The 21,874-nt window shown below is 71.2% G+C and carries 13 protein-coding genes and 1 pseudogene; 7 read left to right on the top strand and 7 right to left on the bottom strand.

Annotated elements, in window-relative coordinates:
• Nucleotides 1-38: 38 nt before the first annotated feature.
• From FHS37_RS13435 to FHS37_RS13425, 3 genes are read right to left on the bottom strand one after another with little or no spacing between them, the layout of a single operon-like run.
• Entirely contained in the window at nt 39-869 is an 831-nt protein-coding gene (locus FHS37_RS13435; protein WP_184820630.1) for a carbohydrate ABC transporter permease, read from the bottom strand.
• Nucleotides 866-1,816, bottom strand: coding sequence for a carbohydrate ABC transporter permease (locus FHS37_RS13430; protein ID WP_184820628.1), 951 nt, complete (start codon nt 1,814-1,816; stop codon nt 866-868). The genes FHS37_RS13435 and FHS37_RS13430 overlap by 4 nt, the downstream gene beginning before the upstream one ends.
• A complete protein-coding gene (locus FHS37_RS13425; RefSeq protein ID WP_184820626.1) occupies nt 1,816-3,132 on the bottom strand; it encodes an ABC transporter substrate-binding protein in 1,317 nt (438 codons plus the stop codon). The genes FHS37_RS13430 and FHS37_RS13425 overlap by 1 nt, the downstream gene beginning before the upstream one ends.
• A gap of 151 nt (nt 3,133-3,283) precedes the next feature.
• Here FHS37_RS13425 and FHS37_RS13420 point away from each other — a divergent pair, with 151 nt between their 5' ends.
• The 6 genes from FHS37_RS13420 (at nt 3,284) to FHS37_RS13395 (ending at nt 13,217) form a co-directional block, all read left to right on the top strand.
• The gene (locus FHS37_RS13420; protein ID WP_184820624.1) at nt 3,284-5,671 is read left to right on the top strand and encodes a glycoside hydrolase family 2 protein; all 2,388 of its coding nucleotides are present in this window, start codon (nt 3,284-3,286) and stop codon (nt 5,669-5,671) included.
• Nucleotides 5,668-6,708, top strand: a complete 1,041-nt coding sequence (locus tag FHS37_RS13415) for a LacI family DNA-binding transcriptional regulator (RefSeq protein ID WP_184820622.1) — start codon at nt 5,668-5,670, stop codon at nt 6,706-6,708. Before FHS37_RS13420 ends, FHS37_RS13415 begins: the two co-directional genes overlap by 4 nt.
• 146 nt (nt 6,709-6,854) lie before the next feature.
• A complete protein-coding gene (locus FHS37_RS13410) occupies nt 6,855-8,072 on the top strand; it encodes a thiolase family protein (RefSeq protein WP_184820620.1) in 1,218 nt (405 codons plus the stop codon).
• Nucleotides 8,069-10,198, top strand: a complete 2,130-nt coding sequence (locus FHS37_RS13405) for a 3-hydroxyacyl-CoA dehydrogenase NAD-binding domain-containing protein (protein WP_184820618.1) — start codon at nt 8,069-8,071, stop codon at nt 10,196-10,198. Before FHS37_RS13410 ends, FHS37_RS13405 begins: the two co-directional genes overlap by 4 nt.
• Before the next feature lie 144 nt (nt 10,199-10,342).
• Nucleotides 10,343-11,788, top strand: coding sequence for a cellulose binding domain-containing protein (locus FHS37_RS13400; protein ID WP_184820616.1), 1,446 nt, complete (start codon nt 10,343-10,345; stop codon nt 11,786-11,788).
• A 103-nt stretch (nt 11,789-11,891) separates the two neighbouring features.
• Nucleotides 11,892-13,217 (top strand): polysaccharide deacetylase family protein, encoded by a 1,326-nt coding sequence (locus FHS37_RS13395; protein ID WP_229889845.1) that lies wholly within the window; start codon nt 11,892-11,894, stop codon nt 13,215-13,217.
• A 66-nt stretch (nt 13,218-13,283) separates the two neighbouring features.
• On the opposite strand, the gene FHS37_RS13390 is transcribed toward FHS37_RS13395, so the two are convergent.
• Together FHS37_RS13390 and FHS37_RS13385 are read right to left on the bottom strand one after the other, a co-directional pair.
• On the bottom strand, nt 13,284-15,113 hold the full coding sequence (locus FHS37_RS13390; protein ID WP_184820614.1) for a glycosyltransferase: 1,830 nt from the start codon (nt 15,111-15,113) through the stop codon (nt 13,284-13,286).
• Complete coding sequence (locus FHS37_RS13385) at nt 15,110-16,381, bottom strand: nucleotide sugar dehydrogenase (RefSeq protein ID WP_184820612.1); 1,272 nt, start codon at nt 16,379-16,381, stop codon at nt 15,110-15,112. The genes FHS37_RS13390 and FHS37_RS13385 overlap by 4 nt, the downstream gene beginning before the upstream one ends.
• 309 nt (nt 16,382-16,690) lie before the next feature.
• On the opposite strand from FHS37_RS13385, the pseudogene FHS37_RS13380 reads away from it, so the two are divergent.
• Nucleotides 16,691-16,891, top strand: a pseudogene (locus FHS37_RS13380) (hypothetical protein); the annotation flags it as partial.
• 94 nt (nt 16,892-16,985) lie between these two features.
• On the opposite strand, the gene FHS37_RS13375 reads toward FHS37_RS13380, so the two are convergent.
• Nucleotides 16,986-18,956 (bottom strand): PIG-L family deacetylase, encoded by a 1,971-nt coding sequence (locus FHS37_RS13375; RefSeq protein WP_184820603.1) that lies wholly within the window; start codon nt 18,954-18,956, stop codon nt 16,986-16,988.
• A gap of 35 nt (nt 18,957-18,991) precedes the next feature.
• Nucleotides 18,992-21,868 carry a stealth family protein gene (locus FHS37_RS13370; protein WP_184820601.1) on the bottom strand — a complete coding sequence of 959 codons (2,877 nt, stop codon included), beginning with the start codon at nt 21,866-21,868 and terminating at the stop codon, nt 18,992-18,994.
• Between the last annotated feature and the right edge of the window lie 6 nt (nt 21,869-21,874).

Below are 21,874 nucleotides of genomic sequence, written 5' to 3'. Positions count from 1 at the left end.
GGTCACGGCCGTCCGCGGCCCGCTCCGGGGGCCTGCCGTCACTTCGTCGCCCCCCGCATGAACCCGTTGTAGATGAAGCGCTGGAGGAACAGGAAGACGATCAGGGTGGGCAGGATGACCAGGACCGCGCCCGCCGAGATCGTCTCCCAGTGCGCCCCGAACGGGCCCTTGAAGCGGAACAGCGACGTCGAGATCACGCCAAGATCCTCGGAGGGCATGTAGAGGAAGGGGATGTAGAAGTCGTTGTAGACGTTGATCCCCTTCACGATCACCACCGTCGCGATCGCCGGCTTGAGCAGCGGGAGGATCACCTTGCGGTAGACGGTGAAGGCGCCCGCGCCGTCGAGGCGGGCCGCCTCGTCCAGGGAGATCGGGATGGAGCGGATGAACTGCAGGAAGATGTAGATCGACACGATGTCCGTGCCCATGTAGAGCGCGATCGGCGCCCACAGGCTGTCGAACATGCCGAAGCTGTTGACGATCTGGAAGGTCGCCACCTGGGTGGTCACCCCGGGGACCAGTGCGGCGACCAGGAACAGGGCGACGACCAGCTTCCTGAAGCGGAAGTGGAACCGGTCGATCGCGTACGCCGTCATCGAGCCGATGAGGATCGTGCCGCCGACGGCGACGACCAGGACGACCGCCGTGTTGCCGAAGGCCGAGAGCATCTGGCCGTCGCGGAACGCCGTCACGTAGTTGCCGAAGTTCAGCGGGTCGTCGGGGAGGGCGAGCGCCCCGCTGCCGTTCGCCATCTCCTCCGAGGACTTCAGCGAGGTCAGGAAGACCACGGTGAGCGGCAGCAGCACGACCAGTGTCGCGAGGACCAGCGACAGGTACACGAGGGCGCGGGCCACGGTGCGGCGGGTCATACGAGGTCCACCTTCTCGTCGGGGACGATGCGCCGCTGCACCCAGGTGACCGCCAGGACGATCAGCAGCAGCACGACGGCGGCGGCCGAGGCGAGCCCCGTCTTGTTGAACTGGAAGGCCAGCTTCACCGTCTGGATCACGAAGGTCTCGGTGCCGGTGGCGCCGCCGGTCATGATGTACGGGATCTCGAAGACGGACAGCGAGCCGGAGACGGACAGGATCACGCTGAGGCCCAGGACGGGCCGGATGCCGGGCGCGATGATGTGCCGGAACTGCTGCCAGCGGCTCGCGCCGTCGATCTCGGCCGCCTCGTAGAGCTCGCCCGGGACGGACTGGATGGCGCCGAGGAACAGCACGAAGTTCAGGCCCAGGTAGCGCCAGACGGAGACGCCGGCGAGCGAGGTGTTCGCGGAGAACGGCGTGCCCAGCCAGGCGTGGTCGGTCTCGGCGCCGAGCAGGCGCAGCACGGAGTCGAGGGTGCCGCCGTCCTGGAAGAAGTAGAGGAAGACGAAGCCGATCGCCACCCCGTTGATCAGGTACGGGAAGAACAGCACGCCCTTGAAGAAGTTCCGGAAGCGGACGTTGAAGCTCAGGACCGTGGCGAAGTAGAGGGCGAGGACGATCTGCACCACGGACGCGACGAGGTAGTAGCCGCTGACGAAGAACACCTCGAACAGCTCGGACCGGGTGAGGAGTTCGGTGTAGTTCCCGGTGCCCGTGTAGTTCAGCTCCGGACTCACGCCGTCCCAGTCGGTGAAGCTGTACGCGACCATGTTGGCGATCGGCGCGTAGGTGAAGGTCAGCAGCAGGGCCAGCGGTGCGATCAGGAACAGCCAGGGGGTGAGGCGGCGCCGGGTCCGTGCGGTGCGCGGGGCGGGCGCCCGTTCCGGCCCGGCGGGCGCGGCCGGGGGCGCCGGCCGCGTCGCCTTGCGGGTGGTGTCCGTCATCAGGACCCCAGGGAGTCGCGCGCCTCGGCCCACCGCTCGCCGAGGTCGCCCAGGAAGTCGTCCAGGCTGCCCTTGCGCGCGCCGCGGGCCAGGTCGACGAGTTCCTGGCGGTAGTCGGGCTTGTAGATGCCGACCTCGGACTGGTTGTCGATGGTCTTCACCTCGCCGCCCTTGGCGTCGTCGAGGTCGATCAGCTTCACGCCCTTCTCCCCGTAGGGCTTCAGCACCTCGGGCAGCGGGGCGTCCTTGAGCGGGGAGAGCGCCAGATTGGCCTGCGCGTAGCCGGACTCGTCGGTGAACCAGTCGATCCAGGCGCGGGCGGCGGCCTTGTCGTCGGAGTGGACGTTGACGGCCTGCTGGTAGTCGGGGGAGGTCACCGCGCAGAACGCGCCGTCCTTCTGGGCGGGGAAGGGCATGAAGCCGATGTCGGCGGGGTCGGTGCCGGCCTGCTTCGCGGCGTCCTGCATCTGGACGACCGCCCAGGAGCCGAGCCACATGGTGGCGATCTCGCCCTTGGCCAGCCTCGGCTTGGACGCCTCCCAGTTGGTGGTGGTCGGGTCCTTCTCGGCGAGGCCGCCGCGCACGATGTCGTACAGCAGGGTGTCGGCCACGCGCAGGTCGGCGCCCTCCGCCCACGGGTCGCCCTCGGCGAGTCGCGTGGTGGCGTCCGGGTCGCAGCCGACGGAGCCGTTGACGTTGGTCCACTGGGTCAGCGGCCACATGTCCTTGAAGTTGGTGTAGTACGGCACCGCGTCGGTCCTCGCCCTGATCGCCTTCAGGTCGTCGAGGAACTCGTCGGGGGTGGTGGGCCAGTCGGTGACGCCGGCCTCGCTCCACACCCTCTTGTTGTAGATGAAGCCGGGGACGACGCCGATCGGGCTCTGGCCGTAGACCTTGCCGCCGACGGTGGCGTAGTCGGTGAAGCGGTACTTGGCGCTGCGCTCCGCCTCGCTGCCCAGGGAGGCGAAGAACTTCGGGTAGTCCTTCTTCTCGATCACCGCGGGGATCATCAGGACGTCGCCGTAGTTCTCGGTGTTCATCCGGATCTTGACCTCGCCCTCGTAGTCGGTGAGGGCGTCGAACTCGACCTTCACCCCGGGGTAGGTCTTGTTGAACTCGGCGGCGTACTTCTTCATCGTCCCGTCCTGGACCAGGTCGGTCCGGTGGGTGAGGACCGTGAGGGAACCCCTGACCCCGGAGGGGTCGTCGGGCGCCTCGGCGTCCGCGCCCTTCGAGGAGCCCCCTGTGCCCGTGCAGGCGGAGGCCAGGAGGGCGAGGACGGCGATCGGTCCGGCGAGTGCCGTGCGGCGGTTCATGTGCACCAGCTCCGTTCACGGGGCGGTCGAGCACGAGTGGGTTGGCTGGTTCGGCACTCTGACACCCCCTACTGAACCGGTAAAGTCTCTATTGCGCCAAGGATGCCGAAAGGTTGCCCAGGAGCTGGGTCGACCGGTTTAGGGAGTGTGCATGCGTCAGGTCACACCGCTCACCGACGGATGGGTTCTGCGCGATCCGGACGGCACGGGGGACCCGCTCCCCGCCGTGGTGCCGGGGTGTGTGCACACCGATCTGCTGGCGGCCGGGCTGATACCCGATCCGTTCCTCGGCCGGAACGAGGCCGAGGTGGCGTGGGTGGGCCGGCGGGACTGGACCTACGAGACGGAGCTGGCCGCGGGACCGGGCGCGCACGAGCGGACGGACCTCGTCTTCGACGGTCTCGACACCGTCGCCGAGATCCTGCTCGACGGCCGGCCGCTGGGCCGGGTGCGCAACATGCACCGCTCCTACCGCTTCGACGTGACCGGGCTGAGCGGCCGGCTCGCCGTGCGGTTCGCCTCCGCCTACGCCGAGGCCGAGGCGGTGCGCGGCAGACTGGGCGAGCGGCCCGGCGCCTACGCCGAGCCCTACCCGTACGTGCGCAAGATGGCCTGCTCGTTCGGCTGGGACTGGGGGCCGACGCTGGTGACGGCGGGGATCTGGCGGCCGGTGCGGCTCGAGCACTGGTCCACGGCCCGGATCGCCCGGGTGCGCCCGCTCGTCACGGTCGAGGGCGGCGCGGGCCGGGTGGAGCTGGCGGTCGAGGTGGAGCGCGCCCGGATCGAGGCGCCGCTCACCGTCGAGGCGAGCGTCGGCGGGGTGCGGGTGCGCGCCGGGATCGACGGGACGCACGGGACCGTACGCCTCGAGGTGCCGGACGTACGGCTGTGGTGGCCCCGCGGGTACGGCGAACAGCCGCTGTACGACCTCGAGCTGACGTTGCTGCACGGCGAGGAGCCGCTGGACGGGTGGCGGCGCCGGATCGGGTTCCGCACCGTGGGGCTGGACACCTCGCCCGACGCCCACGGCACCGGTTTCGCCCTGGTCGTCAACGGTGAGCGGCTGTTCGCCCGGGGCGTCAACTGGATCCCGGACGACGTCTTCCCGTCCCGGATCACCCGCGAGCGGTACCGGCGGCGGCTGGAGCAGGCGGCCGGCGCGGGCGTGGACCTGGTCCGCGTCTGGGGCGGCGGGATCTACGAGAGCGAGGACTTCTACGACGCCTGCGACGAGTTGGGGCTGCTGGTCTGGCAGGACTTCCCGTTCGCGTGCGCGGCCTACCCCGAGGAGCAGCCCTTGCGCGGGGAGGTGGAGGCGGAGGCCCGGGAGAACGTCGTGCGGCTGATGCCGCACCCCTCGCTGGTGCTGTGGAACGGCAACAACGAGAACCTGTGGGGCTTCCGGGACTGGGACTGGGAGCCTGGGCTGGCCGGGGACTCCTGGGGCGAGGGGTACTACCTGGGCGTCCTGCCGCGCGTGGTGGCCGAGCTGGACCCGACGCGGCCGTACACGGCGGGCAGCCCCTGGTCCGGGTCCTGGCGCCACCACCCGAACGACCCGGCGCACGGCACCCATCACTCCTGGGAGGTGTGGAACCGCGCCGACTACGCCGACTACCGGCTCCACGTGCCGCGCTTCGTCGCCGAGTTCGGCTGGCAGGCGCCGCCCGCGTACGCCACGCTGCGGCGGGCGCTGCCCGGGGAGGAGCTCGCACCGGACTCCCCCGGCATGCTGCACCACCAGAAGGCGGACGACGGCAACGGCAAGCTGGAGCGCGGCCTGGGCCGCCACTTCGCCGTGCCGGAGGGGGACTTCGACCGCTGGCACTACCTGGCGCAGGTCAACCAGGCCCGTGCGGTCGCCGCCGGGATCGAGCACTGGCGCTCCCACTGGCCGGTGTGCGCGGGCACGGTGGTCTGGCAGCTCAACGACTGCTGGCCGGTGACGTCCTGGGCCGCGATCGACGGGGACGGACGGGAGAAGCCGCTGTACCACGAGCTGCGGCGGCTGTACGCGGACCGGCTGCTGACCCTGCGCGCGCACGCCGACGGTCTGACGCTGGCCGCGGTCAACCAGTCCGCGGAGGGCTGGCACGGCACGCTGCGGCTGCGCCGGATGTCGGTCGGGGGCACGGTGATCGCGGAGGCGAGTCCGGCACTGGCCGCCGGGGGGCGGACCGTGGCCGAGATCCCGGTCCCCGGGGGGCTGGTGCCGGCCGGCCCGGAGGAGTTCCTGGTCGCCGACGCGGACACGGACGGGCTGCGGGCGCTGCACTTCCCCGTGCCGGACCGGGAGGTCGCCTACCCCCGGCCGGAGTTCGAGGTCGCCCTCGCGCCGGGCGGGATCACGGTGACGGCCCGCACCCTGGTGCGGGACCTGCTGCTCCAGGCCGACCGGCTGGATCCGGACGCCCGGGCCGACCGGGGGCTGGTGACCCTGCTGCCCGGGGAACGGGTGACGATAGGGGTCCGGGGCTGGAAGACTCCGGACCCGGACAGCGCCCGCCGCGCCCTGTACTGCGTGGAGCCCACCCGATGACGGCGACCCCGACGCCCCGCGTCACCATCAAGGACGTCGCCGCGCGCGCCGGCGTGTCCAAAGGGGCCGTGTCCCTGGCCTTCAACCGTAAGCCGGGCCTGTCGGAGGCGACCCGGGAGCGGATCTTCCGGGCGGCGCGGGAACTGGGGTGGGCGCCGAGCTCGACGGCGCGGACGCTGGCCGGTTCGCGCGTGGACGTGGTGGGTCTCGCGGTGTGCCGGCCCGCCCGGCTGCTCGGCCTGGAGCCCTTCTACATGGAGTTCGTCTCCGGCGTGGAGAGCGTCCTGGTCGAGCGGTCCTGCTCGCTGCTGCTGCGGCTGGTGCGCGGCCAGGACGAGGAGGTGAGGCTGCTGGAGTCGTGGTGGCGGGGGCGGCAGATCGGCGGGTCGATCCTGGTCGACTTCCGGGCCGACGACCCCCGCCCGGCGGCGGCCGGGCGGCTCGGGCTGCCGGCGGTCGCCGTCGGGCACCCCTCGCTGACCGGCGGGCTGACCTCCGTGTGGACCGACGACGCCACGGCCGTGACCGAGGCGGTGCGCTATCTGGCGGCGCTCGGGCACCGGCGGATCGCCCGGGTGGGCGGCGCGGCGGCGCTCGGCCACACCTCGATCCGCACGGCCGCCTTCGACGAGGCGGTCCGCGCGCTGGAGCCGCCCGCCCGGGCCTGGCAGACGGCCACCGACTTCTCGGGGGACGCGGGCGCGCGGGCGACCCGCTCGCTGCTGGCCGCCGCGCCGCCGGAGCGGCCGACGGCGATCGTGTACGACAACGACATCATGGCGGTGGCCGGTCTCTCGGTGGCGGCGGAGATGGGGCTGCGGGTCCCGGCCGACGTGTCCCTGCTGGCCTGGGACGACTCCCAGCTGTGCCGGCTGACCCATCCGACGCTCTCCGCGATGAGCCACGACGTGCACGGGTTCGGCGCGGACGTGGCGCGCACGCTGTTCGGGGTGATCAGCGGGGAGGGGCCCGGTTCGCACCCCGTGCCGACCCCGGTGCTCACCCCGCGCGGCTCGACCGCTCCCCCGAAGGCGTGACGTCGAGGGCGTGACGCCGGGGGTGTGACCTTCGCCGCTTGGGGCGGGGGGACTGGGCTGTTACGTTACCCACAAGTAGCATGGGTCCTGAGCGCGCGCTCAGCGCAACGCAGCAGTGCCATCCCGCACCCTGGAGGAGAGCCATCGTGCCTCGTACCGTCAGGGACGTCGTCTTCGTCGACGGCGTCCGCACCCCGTTCGGCAAGGCGGGCCCGAAGGGCATCTACCACGAGACCCGCGCCGACGACCTCGTCGTGAAGGCCATCCGGGAGCTGCTGCGCCGCAACCCGGGTCTCGACCCCAAGAAGATCGACGAGGTCGCCATCGCCGCGACCACGCAGATCGGCGACCAGGGCCTGACCATCGGCCGCACGGCCGGCATCCTCGCGGGCCTGCCCACCTCGGTCCCGGGCTACTCCATCGACCGCATGTGCGCCGGCGCCCTGACCGCCGTCACCACGGTGGCCGGCTCCGTCGCCTTCGGCGCGTACGACGTCGCCATCGCGGGCGGCGTCGAGCACATGGGCCGCCACCCGATGGGCGAGGGCGTCGACCCCAACCCGCGGTTCGTCAGCGAGAAGCTGGTCGACGAGTCCGCCCTGTTCATGGGCATGACCGCGGAGAACCTGCACGACCGCTACCCGCAGATCACCAAGCTGCGCGCCGACGAGTACGCCGTGCGCTCGCAGGAGAAGGCCGCCAAGGCGTACGCCAACGGCAAGATCCAGGCCGACCTGGTGCCGGTCTCGGTGCGCCGCACCAATCCCGAGGGCGGCGAGACCGGCTGGGGCCTGGTCACCGCCGACGAGCCGATGCGTCCGGGCACCACCCTGGAGAACCTGGCGAACCTCAAGACGCCGTTCCGCGTCCACGGCCGGGTCACCGCCGGCAACGCGGCCGGTCTGAACGACGGCGCCACCGCCTCGGTCATCGCCTCCGAGGACTTCGCCCGCGAGAACGGGCTGCCGGTCAAGATGCGCCTGGTCTCCTACGCCTTCGCGGGCGTGGAGCCCGAGGTCATGGGCTACGGCCCGATCCCGGCGACGGAGAAGGCGCTGGCCCAGGCCGGCCTGTCCATCTCCGACATCGGCCTGTTCGAGATCAACGAGGCCTTCGCCGTCCAGGTCCTGGCCTTCCTGGACCACTACGGCATCGCCGACGACGACGAGCGCGTCAACCAGTACGGCGGCGCCATCGCCTTCGGTCACCCGCTGGCCTCCTCCGGCGTCCGTCTGATGACGCAGCTGGCCCGCCAGTTCGAGGAGCAGCCGCAGGTCCGCTACGGCCTGACCACCATGTGCGTCGGCTTCGGCATGGGCGCGACGGTCATCTGGGAGAACCCGCACTTCGAGGGGGACAAGTGAGCACCACCGCAGAGCTGTTGAAGGGTGCGGCCGAGCTGTTCCCCGGCGAGGTCGTCACGAGCGCGCACGTACGCCACTTCGACCTGCCCCTGGGCGCCGGCCGGTTCGCGCTGATCACGCTGGACAACGGTCACGACCACACCAAGCCGACCACCCTCGGCCCGCAGTCGCTGGCGAACATCGACGCCGCCATCGACCAGGTCGAGAAGGAGGCCGCGGACGGCGAGATCGTCGGCGTCGGCGTCACCGGCAAGCCGTTCATCTTCGCCGTCGGCGCCGACCTCAAGGGCGTCGAGCTGCTCAAGCGGCACGAGGACGCGCTCGCCATCGGCAAGGGCGGCCACGACGTCTTCAAGCGGCTGTCGAAGCTGGCCGTGCCGACCTTCGCGTACTACAACGGCGCGGCCATGGGCGGTGGCGTCGAGATCGGCCTGCACTGCACCTACCGCACGGTGTCCGCGGCCCTCCCGGCGTTCTCCCTGCCCGAGGTCTTCCTCGGCCTGGTCCCCGGCTGGGGCGGCTGCACCCTGCTGCCGAACCTGATCGGTGCGGAGAAGGCCGTCTCGGTGATCATCGAGAACAGCCTCAACCAGAACAAGCAGCTCAAGGGCCGGCAGGTCCACGAACTCGGCATCGCGGACGCGATCTTCGAGGGCGCGGACTTCCTGGAGCAGTCGCTGATCTGGACGGCGGCCGTCCTCAAGGGCGAGATCGAGATCGAGCGTCCGGTGATCGACCGCGGCGAGGCCTGGGACCAGGCCGTCGCCAGGGGGCGCTTCGTCGCCGACTCCAAGGTGCACGGCGCCGCCCCGGCCGCCTACCGCGCCCTGGACATCATCGCCGCCGCCAAGAACGGCGACCTCCAGCAGGGCTACGACGCCGAGGACCGGGCCCTCGCCGACCTGATCATGGGCGGCGAACTGCGCTCCGGCATCTACGCGTTCAACCTCGTGCAGAAGCGCGGCAAGCGCCCGGCCGGAGCCCCGGACAAGAGCCTGGCCCGTCCGGTCACCAAGGTCGGCGTGGTCGGCGCCGGTCTGATGGCCTCGCAGCTCGCGCTGCTGTTCCTGCGCCGCCTGGAGGTGCCGGTCGTGCTGACCGACATCGACCAGGAGCGCATCGACAAGGGCGTGGGCTACGTCCACGCCGAGATCGACAAGCTGCTCGGCAAGGGCCGCATCAACCAGGACAAGGCCAACCGCCTCAAGGCGCTGGTGACCGGTGTCCTGGACAAGGCCGAGGGCTTCGCGGACGCGGACTTCGTCATCGAGGCCGTGTTCGAGGAGATGGGCGTCAAGCAGCAGGTGTTCGCGGAGGTCGAGGCGGTCGCCCCGGCGCACGCGATCCTCGCCACCAACACCTCCTCGCTGTCGGTGACGGAGATGGCCTCGAAGCTGAAGCACCCCGAGCGGGTCGTCGGCTTCCACTTCTTCAACCCGGTCGCCGTCCTGCCGCTGCTCGAGATCGTCCGCGGCGAGAAGACCGACGACGCCTCGCTGGCCACGGCGTTCGGCGTCGCCAAGAAGCTGAAGAAGACCGCGGTGCTGGTGAAGGACGCCCCGGCGTTCGTCGTGAACCGCATCCTGACCCGCTTCATGGGCGAGATCCAGAACGTCATCGACGAGGGCACCCCGGTCGAGGTCGCCGAGAAGGCGGTCGAGCCGCTCGGTCTGCCGATGTCCCCGCTGGTGCTGCTGGAACTGGTCGGCCCCGCGATCGGCCTGCACGTCTCCGAGACGCTCAACCGGGCGTTCCCGGACCGCTTCACGGTCTCCCCGAACCTCAAGGCGGTCGTCGAGGCGGGCAAGCGCGGCTTCTACGTCTACGACAGCGGCAAGCCCGAGCTGGACCCGGAGGTCGCCGCGCTGCTGAAGCAGGGCGACACCGTCCTCACCGAGGAGCAGGTCCGCACCCGCGTCCTGGACGCGGTGGCCCAGGAGATCGGGCTCATGCTCGACGAGGGCGTCGTCGCCGAGGCCCAGGACGTCGACCTGTGCCTGATCACCGGCGCCGGCTGGCCGTTCCACCTGGGCGGCATCACGCCGTACCTGGACCGCGAGGGCGTCTCCGAGCGCGTGAACGGGAAGCGGTTCCTGGCCCCGGGCGTGGCGAGCGTCCCGGCGTGACCGGCCGTCCCTGACGAGGGGGTGGGCCGCACGGTAACGATCCGTGCCGCCCACCCCCTTTCGTCACAGGCGTACCGATAGGATCTCCACGCGACCTGACCACTCGTCCACTGGTGCGTGTCACCGGCCCGTTGAGGAGTTCCCGTGGCGTCCACCCGCCGCCGCCCGCCCCGACGCCGGATATGGCCCACGATCCGGCTGCTGCTGTTGACAGCCGTGGTCGCCGCCGGCGCCACGGCGCTCTACCCCGTCTGGAAGTCGGCGGACCCGGATCCGCCCGACCTCCTCGTCCGCTACCGGACCGACACGCCCGCCACCTCGGCGGTGGCCAAGCCGTCGCTGGAGGTCTTCAACAAGACCGACGAGCCGCTGCCGCTCAGCGACGTCTCGCTGCGGTACTGGTTCACCGCCGACGACGGCGCCGGTTCCCCGGGGTACGCCTTCAACTGCGTCAACGCCGTCTTCGGCTGCTCGCACCTCGCCGGTCGCGTGGTGAAGCTGGACCGGCCCACCGACACCGCCGACCACTACCTGGAGATCCGTTTCTCCGAGGCCGCCGGCTCCCTGGAGCCCGGCGCCAACAGCAAGGGCATCGACCTCCAGCTGTTCCGCACCGACCACAAGGAGCTGGAGCAGTCCGACGACCGCTCCTTCGACGCGGGGACGACCAGCTACGAGGAGGCGGAGAAGGTCACCGCGTACAAGCGGGGCGTCCTCGCCTGGGGCGAGGAGCCGGACGGCACCGAGCCGGCCGACGCCGGGAAGGGGGCGGGGGCCGCCGCCCCCGACCCGCTGCCGGCCGCCCCCGACGGCGTGCTGTTCGACACCTTCGACTACCTCGGCGCCAAGGACCCCGCCCTCTTCAAGCACGGCTGGCTGGTCCGCACCAGCGAGGGCGGCCCCGGCATCGAGGACACCTGGTCGGCCGACGGCGTCACCTTCCCCGGTGACGAGGAGGCCCTGGAGGGCGGTCAGGTGCTGCAGCTGCGCGCCCGCACGGACGGCACCGAGGCGGGCACCCGGCAGGCCAGCCTGGGCACCGCCGCGAGCAAGTTCCGCGAGGGGACCTACGCGGCCCGGATCCGCTTCAGCGACGAGCCGACGACCGGTGAGAAGGGCGACCACGTCAACCAGACCTTCTACACCATCGGCGGCAAGGGCTCGGCGTACAGCGAACTGGACAACGAGTACATGCCCAACGGCGGTTGGGGCCGTCCCGGCCCGAAGCTCGACACCGTGACCTGGTACGACCACAGGACGAACGACCGGGTCTACACCACCACGGACAAGAGCCTCGCCGGCTGGCACACCGTGATGATCAGGGTGAAGGACGACGCCGTCTCCTACTGGCTCGACGGCGAGAAGCTCTTCGCCAGCAACGGGAAGTACTCCCCGCGCACGGACATGTCGGTGAACTTCAACCACTGGTTCGTGGACCTGCCGTTCAAGGGCGACCGCGCCTGGGACATGAAGGTCGACTGGCTCTACTACAACGCGAACGACACCTTGTCGGCGGAACAGGTCCAGGAGCGGGTCGAGGGCTTCACCGACGAGGGCATGAACTACTTCGACACGGTCCGGGGATCCTGAGCGGGCAGGAGGCGGTCCGGCGCGCACGGCCGCGCCGCTGCGAGCGGCAAGCCGGCGGTGAGCCGGCGCTCCGCGCTGTCCACGGGCGGTGTCGCGATGGCGGGTGGGGGCGCCTGGCCGGGCGGTGTCGCCGCCCGGCCCGCCGCCGCCCTACGCCCCGTCGGGCCGCCGGCCCCAGAACCGCCGGGCCACCTGGTCCCAGCAGTTCCAGGCGTCCCACGGCTGGAGCGCCGGGGGCGCGGGGACCGCGTCGGCCGAGGCGAACGACGCGACGCGGTTCGTGCGCGGCACGCAAGCGGTGCGGGTGACCACCAACGGCACCGGCAAGCAGTCGTACGTCCGCAGGTCCGGTATGACGGCGATGGACCTGACCGGCAAGACGATCCGGCTGCTCTTCCGCGTCGACGACGTGGCGAACCTGTCCAGGATGGTCTTCTACCTGGGCAGCGGCTCGTTCGGGAACCACTTCTCCTGGACGTTCCACGTCCACTCGAAGACCGCCGCCAACTGCGTCCGGTCCGGGGAGTGGGTGACGGTCCACCTGCAGTGGGCCGACGTCAGGAGCGCGTCCGGCACGTACGCGATCTCCGCCGACGGCGAGCCGTCCACCACGACGGGCTTCACGGACGTGTCGTTCGCCGTGCACGACGACGCGGCCGGGCCGGTGACCCACCGGCTCCGGGCGGTCGAGCTGGTACCGGACACCTCCGACGTCTTCCCCAAGGGCGTCGTCTCCCTCGCCTTCGACGACTCCCACAGGTCGATCCACGACCCGGCCCGCCCGGTGATGGACTCCTCCGGCTTCCCCGGCACGTCGTACAACATCGCCGACGCCATCGGGACCGGGAACTTCATGACGGTCGAGCAGATGCGCTCGATGCAGAACTTCTCCGGCCGGGAGGTGGGCGGTCACGCCTACGCGAACGCCGCGCACACCGCCGGCTACCCCCAGCTCACCGCGGAGCAGGCCGACGAGGACTTCCGCAGGCTGCGGGAGCGGCTGGTGCCCAACGGCTTCACCAGCGAGCACTTCGCCTATCCGCACGGGGCGTTCCGGAAGACCTCGGACGGTGTGCCCGTCGACCTGATCGCGAGCCGGCACTTCACCACGGCCCGGTCGATCATCTCCGAGACGATCGAGTCGTTCGCCCCGGCGGACCCGTACCGCCTGAAGTCGCTGACCGGCATCACCGACGGTACGGGCATCGGCGGTACGCCGCTGACGCGGCTGACGGAGGACGGCGGCAGGCTCGACCGGTGCGCGGAGAGCGGTGACCGGCTCATCCTCTGTCTGCACCGGATCGTCGACGGCACCCCGAGGACCAGCACGGAGATCGGCACGGCCGGCCTCACCACGCTGATGCGGGAGATCGCGGACCGGGACATCCCGGTGGTGACGGTCGAGGAGGCGATGGCCCACTACGAGTAGGCCCGCGGGACGCGGCGGGAGGGGGCGGCCGTGCGGCCGCCCCCTCCCGCGCACGTGCCGGCGTGCCTACCGGCCGCCGCCCCGGCCGTCCCCCGGCCGGCCGGGGTCCGGGTGGCCGCCCTGGTACCCGTCACGGCCGTGGCCCTGCGGGTACGGCTGCTGCGGCGGGTACGGCTGCTGCTGCGGCGGGTACGGCTGCTGCTGCGGGTGGTACGGGTCGCCGTGACCGCCGCCCTGCCACTGCTGCTGTGCGCCGCCGTACCACTGCTGCCCGCCGTGACCGGCCGGCGCCTGAGCGGGCGCGGGTGCGGGTGTTCCCCAGCTCACGGGCTGCTGGGGCACGTTCTGGTGGTGCTGCTCGTCGTAGCCGGGCAGCGGCTGCGGCCGGCTGGGGATGGTGGCCGTGCGGGGCCGCGTGCGCAGGGCGACGCCCTCGAGGCGCATCAGCTGGAGCGTCTCGGTGACCTTCTTGTCGGAGTACGGGTCCTCCTCCTCGAAGATCTCCGTCACATCGGCCTCGTGATCGCCGGCCACGGACACCTCGACACCGGCCTGGCGGGTGCCCCAGCTGCCCTTGTGCAGGGTGAGCAGGGCGTAGAAGCGCAGCGGGGTCAGCAGGAAGAGCTGGATCAGGCCGTACAGCGGGGCCAGCAGGAACATGCCGAACCGCTTGACGAAGCCCATGCCGCGGCGCGGGAAGTCGAGGTAGCGGACGTTGCGCAGATAGCCCATGAGGACCATGAACAGCGCGTAGTCCCCGATGTGGTCGAGGAACCGGGCCGGCTCCGTGATCGGCAGGATGACCATGGAGTAGAACATCGCCGAGCCGAAGACCAGCCACAGGCCGAGCTCCATGCAGGTCAGCCAGAACGCGGGCCGGTACTTCTTCTGGTGCCGGAAGGCCCACAGGGACTCGCGGAAGAACGACTTGTTCCAGCGGACCTGCTGGCGCAGGAAGTGCGGCAGCTTCTCGGGGACGGCGGTGTAGCCGACGGCGGTCTCCTGGAAGACCACCTGGCCTTCCATCAGGCAGTAGTTGGTCATGCGGCGGTCGTCGCCGAAGACGGCCGGCTTGCCCAGGAACTGCTGGTTGAGGAAGTCCGGCAGGTACTTGCGCACCAGTGTGCCGCGGTACGCCGACAGGGCGCCGCAGCAGCACAGCACGGACCTCAGCCGCGAGTAGGCGGCCCGTTCGAAGAGGAAGGAGTTGCCGTAGCGCAGGTCCTGCAGGCGGGTGAAGACGTTGCTGTCGTGGTTGAGCGCCAGCACCATGCCGGTGGAGGCCATGATCCTCTCGTCGGCCATCGGCAGCAGCAGTTCGCGGACCGTGTCCCGGGAGAGCACGGTGTCGGAGTCCACGCACAGGAAGATGTCGGAGTACGGCGCCGCCTCGAAGCCCCGCGCCAGCGCCTCGCGCTTGCCCTTGTTCTCGGGCTGGACGCTGACGGTGTACTTGACGCCCTTCGCCTCGAACTCGGGCCGCAGCCTCCTCGCCGCCCGGATGCCGCCCGGGTCGGCGCTGCAGTCGTCGATGATGTGGATCTCGTTGGGGAGCCGGGACTGCGCGAGCAGGCTGCGCATGCCCTGCTCGAACATCACCGGGTCCTCGTTGTAGATCGGGATGACCGCGGTGACCCAGCACTGCTCCAGGTACTCCAGTTCCTCCCGGCCCGCCTTGGCGGGGCGGTAGAACAGGGCGCCGAACATCTTCAGGGCCAGCAGGCCCATGGCGCCCGTCGAGTACAGGTGCAGCGAGTCGGAGTCGAGCCGGGTGGCGATGAGCGCGGCGATGGCGGCGAAGAAGAGGTACGAGACCTTCAGGTGCCGTCGTTTGCGGTGCCCCCGGCCTCCGCCGGAGTCGACGGCTCCGGGTATGTACGTCCCCTGGGCCGTCACAGCTTGACCACCCGGGGGTGATCGGCGGACCTGCCTCGGGTGTCGAAGAGCTTGCGGGCGCGGTCGGCCAGCAGGCCCAGGTCCATCTCCCGGTGCGGCTGGAGCAGGACGGTCAGGTCCGCGGTCTCGGCGGCGGCCAGGTAGTCGTCCGCACGCTCGACCGGGGCGCCGTCGACCGTCCAGTCGTCGACGTGGGGGTCGAAGTAGACCAGTTCGGCACCGCGGGCGCGCAGGTGCTGGGCGACGGCCAGGGCCGGGCTCTCGCGCTGGTCGGAGATGTCCGGCTTGTAGGTGACGCCGAGCAGCAGGACGCGGGAGCCGCGCACGGCCTTGCCCTCGTCGTTGAGCAGATCGGCCGCGCGGTTGACCACGTGCACGGGCATGCGCTGGTTGATCTCCTGCGCCAGCTCCACGAAGCGGAACGGGATGCCCAGCGAACGCACCTTGTACGACAGGTAGTTGGGGTCGATCGGGATGCAGTGCCCGCCGACGCCGGGGCCGGGGTAGAACGGCGCGAAGCCGAACGGCTTGGTGGAGGCGCAGCGGATCGCGTCCCACAGGTCGACGCCGATCTCCCGGCAGAACATCGACATCTCGTTGACGAGCGCGATGTTGACGTGCCGGTAGGTGTTCTCCAGCAGCTTGGCCATCTCGGCCTCGCGGGTGCCCTTGGCCTCCACCACACGGGTCACGAAGCGCTCGTAGAGGGCGCGGGCGGCCTTGGTGCAGTCGGCGGTGACGCCGCCGACGACCTTGGGGGTGTTCTCCAGGCCGAAGGAGGCGTTGCCCGGGTCGATGCGCTCGGGCGAGAAGGCGAGGTGGAAGTCCCGGCCGACCTTCAGGCCGCCGGCCTCCAGCCGGGGCCGTACGACCTCTTCGGTGGTGCCGGGGTAGGTCGTGGACTCCAGCACCACGAGGGTGCCGGGCGTGAGGTGGGCGGCGATGTCCGCCACCGCCGCGTGCACCGCGCCGAGGTCCGGGGAGCCGTGCTCGGTGAGCGGGGTGGGCACGCAGATGACGACCGCGGCGGCGTCCGCGATCACCTCGGGGCCGTCGGACGCCCGGAACCCCTGGTCGAGCATCGCGCCGACCTCGGCGTCCGTGATGTCGTCGACGTGGGAGCGGCCCCCGTTCAGACCCTCGACGACGGTGCGGCTGCGGTCGAGACCCACCACACGTAACCCGGCGGCAGCGGCGGAACGCGCTAAGGGCAGCCCCACGTAGCCTAATCCGACAACGACGAGATCCACCGTGGAGGACTTGTTCACGGCACCCTTCCCCCAGCCCCCCGTTGCACGGCCCGGACGGGCCGGTTCCGGGCAGCACTCATCACCCGAGTAATACGAACGACCCCCGGGAGGTTAACAGGATTCTCACTTTTTCAACCCCGCTCACTCGCGTGCGCCTTGTCACGTGCGCATCCCCGCGGTGCTCGGCGCGGTTCGTGGGCCCGTCACCGCCCCGGTGCCCACCCGCCCTTGTGACGAGGGGAGTTGTCGGAGAGTGGCCGCGACAGTCTCCTCGTGCTCATCCAGGAGGGCCAGGCGCTCGCCGGCCTGGCCGCCGGCAGGCCGGGTGCGGTGGCGCAGGAGGTCGGGCTCGTGCTCGACGAGGGCGTCGTCACCGATGTCCAGGACACCGGGCTGTGCCTGATCACGGGCGTCGGCCGGACGTTCCGCCCCGGTGACGTCCTGCCGTACCCGGAGCGCGAGGGCGTCCCCGGGCGCGTGAACGGCAAACGGTTCCCGGCCCCGGGCACGGTCGGCCTCCCGGCGTGACGCGGAACGCCGAACCGGTGCGCGAGGAGGGCCTCCGCGTGGTGCGGAGGCCCTCCTCGTCGTCGTCCCGTCCGGCGCGGGTCGCGCGCTCGACTCAGCCGACCATCGTCCAGGTCCCGAACTCCGCGGATCCCGGGGCGGCCTGACGGGCGACGGCCAGACGTCCGTCCGCGCCGATGACCGCGATCGTGGCGCGGCCCAGGGCGTCGAAGGCCGCGGCGGGAGCGCCGGCGAAGGTACCGCCCAGGGGCGCGACGGACAGCTCCCGCCAGGGCTGGTCGCCGGGCAGGAAACGGTAGGCCACGCCACCGAGGTCGCTGCGGCAGGCGACGAGGGTGCCCGACTCGGGCGTCGGGCCCGCGGCGAGGCCGACCGCGCCGAAGCCGCCGCGTCCGCCGATCGAGGACGCGGGCTGGGCCCAGCGACCACCCGGGGCGTCCTCCTCCGCCATGAGCAGACGGCCCGTGTCCGGTTGCCGGTAGACGGTCATGACCTTGCCGCTCGGCTGGAGCACCGCGGCGACGGGGCCGGCGGACGGAGCGAGCCGGAACCTGGGGGCCCGGGTGAGCGGTTCGTCGAGCGACCCCTGGGCCCAGTGGAAGACGCCCTCACGGCTGGCTCCGAACACCTCCACGCGGCCGTTGAGTGTGGTGAGCGCGGCGAGTCCCTCCTGGAGGTCATAGCCGCGCAGGTCGGTCCACTCGCCCCAGGTGCCGTCCGTCTCCTGGATCCGGCTGTGCAGCCCCTGACCGGCGTTGCGGACGAACAGGTGCAGCCGGCCCCTGCCGTCGCGGGTCGCCACCGGCGTGCCGAGGTGACGGTCCCGGCGCGGGTCGCCCGCCGAGGGGTTGCCCAGGGTGATCCAGCCGGAGAACGCCCCGTCGGGCTCGGCCTGTTCGAGCAGCACGATCTCGCGGACGTGGCCGTCGTCCGCGGCCAGGTGGGACAACCGCTCGGCGAAGATCTGCCAGCGGCCGTCCGGTGTGAGACCGACGGCGAGGCCGGGGGCGAGAGGGCCACCGCCGAGAAAGAACGGGCCGCGCCACTGGTCGCTGCCGGGCTGCGCCTCCAGCCACACCGCGCACTGCCGGTCGACCACGGCAAAGGCCGCCAGCCGGCCCCGCCGGTCGGCCAGCAGCCAGGGGGCGCCGACCGGATGGCGTGGCGCGGTGCTCTGCACCCACCCGGTCCCCCGGGAGTTCAGGCCGACCGAGTAGTCGCCGCTCCCCGCCGGATCGCCGCAGTCGTAGCCGTCCGCCGCTCCGTAGACGTTGAGGAAGAACTCCTTGAGGGACACGGCCTGCGGGCCGAGGTTGTGCGGCCAGCGTTCGTTGTAGTACCCGCGGTAGGACTCCACGGTGTAGGTGCCGTTCTGGGCGGGTCCCTGGTAGTGGTCCAGGGCGAGCACGCTGAACAGGGCCGCGGCGGTGTGGTCGCAGTGGTCGGACAGGTCGCCGTAGTCGTGCCGCTGCGGGAACTTGTCGTCGTGCACCAGCCGGTCGGGGTCCGGGTCCATGGTGCGGATCAGCGTGGGGCGGACCAGGTCCATGATCTGCACGATGGTCTGGACGAGGCCCGTCCGCGTGTACCCGTACGCCTCGTGCACCAGGCCGCCGCTGGGCACCAGGGTCGGCACCGACTCGACCTCGTTGCGCCAGAGCACGTGCAGGCTGCGGGCCGGCCCCTCCGGTGTGCCGTGCTGCCGGATGTTGAGGAAGATCAGCGTCACCCAGGGCGCGTCGGCGAGCGAGTACGCCTCCGCGACCGTGCCGGCCACCGTGGAGAGGGTGGCCGGTTTCCAGGCCGCCGTCCGGTCGCCGAGCGCCATGGCCGCGTAGGCGGCCTTGATGCCGTTCTGCCGTGCCTTGCCGTAGGCCTCCCGATCCTCGGCGACCGGCTCCGTCTGCCACGGCCTCGGGTTCTTGCCGAGCGCGTCACCGGCGGTCAGGTACACCGTGGTGGTGCGCGCACCGGCCTTGAGCCCGTGGAACGTGGCCGGGTTCATGAAGTACAGGTCGTCGTCCGGGTGGGCCACGATCTGCAGCACGGACGCGGGACTGTTCACGGTGTTGCTCCTCCCGACGGCGGGATGCGGTGTGGTCACAGCGGCCAATCCGGCAGGTAGCCCGCGTGGGCCTGCCGATTGCGCGCTGATCCGGTCTCGAACTGGCTCGGCACCGGGAAGTAGCTGGGCAGGAACGCGGCGAGGATGGCGTCCTGCTCGTCCTCGGGCACGTCGCCGTCGTGGTAGTCGTTCAGGCAGAACACGTCGTGCGGGCGCACGGTGAGGATCCGGTTCAGCCGGGGGGCGTGCTCGCTCAGGCCGACGTTGACGAAACCGCACGAGATGCTGCCGGGCACGCTGCGCTGCGTGTGGAAGCCGAAGTAGTGGTGCAGCGAGGAGGCGACCGACACGTCGCTGCGGCTGCGCAGCTGGTTGCCCGCGGTGGTCGCCACCGCCTCGTGGTAGTACTCCTCGATGTCGGCCAGGACGCTGCGGCGCAGCGGGTGCGGGGCGTGCAGGAACGAGTGCACCAGCGTCTGCCCGAAGGCCCGCTCGATCAGGGCGCGGTTGTTCTTCGCGGCGGTGATGTTGAACTCGTCCTCGTGGGAGGGCGGGGCCATCGGGATGGAGGTGGGCGACATGAAGTGCTTCGCCTGCCCGTTGCCCAGGAAGAACACGCTGGGCATGAGGGTCCGCCCGACGAACACGTCGTCGTTGAAGTAGAGGAAGTGCTCGGCCAGGCCCTCGATGTGGTGCAACTGGCTCTCGATGGCGTGGGAGTTGTACGTGGGCAGCGCACCGCGGTCGCCGAAGATCTCGGTGTGGTCCACGACGCGTACGCGTGGATGGGAGAGGTCCAGCCAGTGGGGCACCTGCTGGTCGGTGACGATGTAGATGTTCCGGATCCAGGGCGCGTACATGTCGATGGAGCGCAGGGAGTACCTCAGTTCGTCCCGGTCCCGGAAGCGTGCCGCGCTCGTCGCCGCGTCCTCGGTCTCCAAGCCCATCGAGGCCAGTACGGCGTTCTTGCGCTCCAGCCAGGAGACGTCGGCGCCGTTCACCCAGGTGTAGACGGCGTCCACGGGAAAACCGACGTCTCCGTGCAGCACGTTCCGGAAGGCGTTGATCGTCGGGTACTGGCGGTTGCCGAGGGTGAGGGCGGTCCGGTGCAGGGCGCTGGTCGGCACCCGGTCGCCGATGAGGGTGCGCGTGGGGGCCTTGAGGTGGGACTGGCTCTCGTCGTCGGGGTCGGTGTCCCAGAAGGAGACGGTGCAGCCGTAGACGGCGCCGAGGCGCAGGGTGCGCGAGTGGGAGACCAGGTTCTGGTAGACCCGGACGCCGGAGGAGGGGATGTCGGCGTACGGCGCCACGAGACCGGCGAAGACGGTGGCCACCGTCTTCTGCCCCTCGTTGAGCACGGCGGCGTACACCGGCTCCCGCGCGTACCGCTCGGCGAGGGCCTTGAAGACCGCCTCCCGGTACACGGCGTGCACGGCGACGGTGTGCCGTACGAGGTGGTCGCGGACCACGAAGTAGGGGATGCCGGCCGCTTCGAGCACGTCGGCCACCAGCGCCAGGTTCTGCTGGACGACGTCCCACGGGGACTCCCAGTCCAGCAGGCGGCAGACCTGGCCGCCGTCGCTCACCAGGCCGCGTCGCTTGAGCAGCTCCCTTTCCAGCGCGCGTTGGTCGGAGGAGCGCACGGTGGTGGCCGGAGCGGCGGCCGCCGCGGGCACCATGCCGTCGGGGCCGCTGTGGAAGGCGTGCACGGCCTGGCGTTCGGCCTTGGCCGCGGCACGGCGTCCGCTGTCGCGTTCGGCCACGAGCTCGTGGAAGATCCGCTCCCAGGTGGCGGTCACCACGGCGGGCGAGAAGCGGTTGACGGACGCGAGGGCCGCCGCGCCCATCCGTCGCCGCGCTTCGGCGTCCCGGATCAGGAACATCAGGGCCGAGGCCAGGGCGTCGGTGTCGCCGGGCGGGACGAGGATCCCGGTCTGCCCGTCGATGACCACTTCGCGCGGGCCGTTGGGCGAGTCGTAGGAGACCACCGGGACGCCGGCCGCGTGCGCCTCGGCGAGCACCAGGCCGAACGCCTCGTTGCGCGAGGTGAGCGTGGCGATGCTGGCCTTGGCCCACTCCTCCGCCAGGTGCTTGGAGTTGCCGTTGAGCTGGACGCAGTCGTGCAGCCCGAGCATGTCGATCTGCCGGCGCAGGGCGCCGCTGAGCGGTCCGTCGCCGAAGATCCGCAACTGCCAGTCCGGGTGGTGCCGGGCCACGGTGGCCCAGGCGGTCACGGCGTGGTCGATCTGCTTCTCCGCGACGAGCCGTCCGGCGATCACCACCGTGCGGGTCTGCAGGGTGGAGCGGGGCCGGAAGCCGCTGGGCAGGGCGTTGGGCACGACCTCGAGACGGGGCGCGGCGTCGCCGAGGGTCTCCGCGAACCAGTCCCGGGTCCGCTCGCTGAGGACGGCGAGCGCGTCCAGCCGGGCCGCGTGGGAGCGCAGCGGTTCGCCGCTGGTACCGCGCAGCTCGGAGACCCGGTGCTCCTGGTGGACGGTGATGACGTGCGCCGGGGCCAGCTCGACGGCGAGCGCCATCAGGGCGGGTGTGGTGGTGACCAGGACGTCGGTGTCGGTGTCCTGGAGGGCGAGTTCGAGCTCGAGGTCGGAGAGCCGGTTGAACGCCGCCTCCCAGGAGCGGTCGACGATCCGGCTGGGCTGCGCGGCCAGCCCCGGCCACACCGCGTCGTCGACGCGGGTCGGGCGCAGCGGGCGGGGGGTGGCGGAGGTGAGGTCGATCAGGTAGTCGAGGCGGACCCGTTCGTGCGGGGTGAAGAACTGCTCGCGCTTGCTCTTGAAGACGCTGAGCACCCGGACGTCGTGCCGGGCGGCCAGCTCGGACGCCTGGTTGAACACCGCCCGTTCGGTGCCGCCGACCGCGTCGGCCGTGGTCAGCAGGAACGTGATTCTCATCGGTCG

This window comes from Streptomyces griseomycini (genome assembly GCF_014203535.1).
GTDB classification, from domain to species: Bacteria; Actinomycetota; Actinomycetes; order Streptomycetales; family Streptomycetaceae; genus Streptomyces; species Streptomyces griseomycini.
Note: the sequence above shows the minus strand (reverse complement) of the source record. Positions and strands in the feature narration are given on the sequence as shown.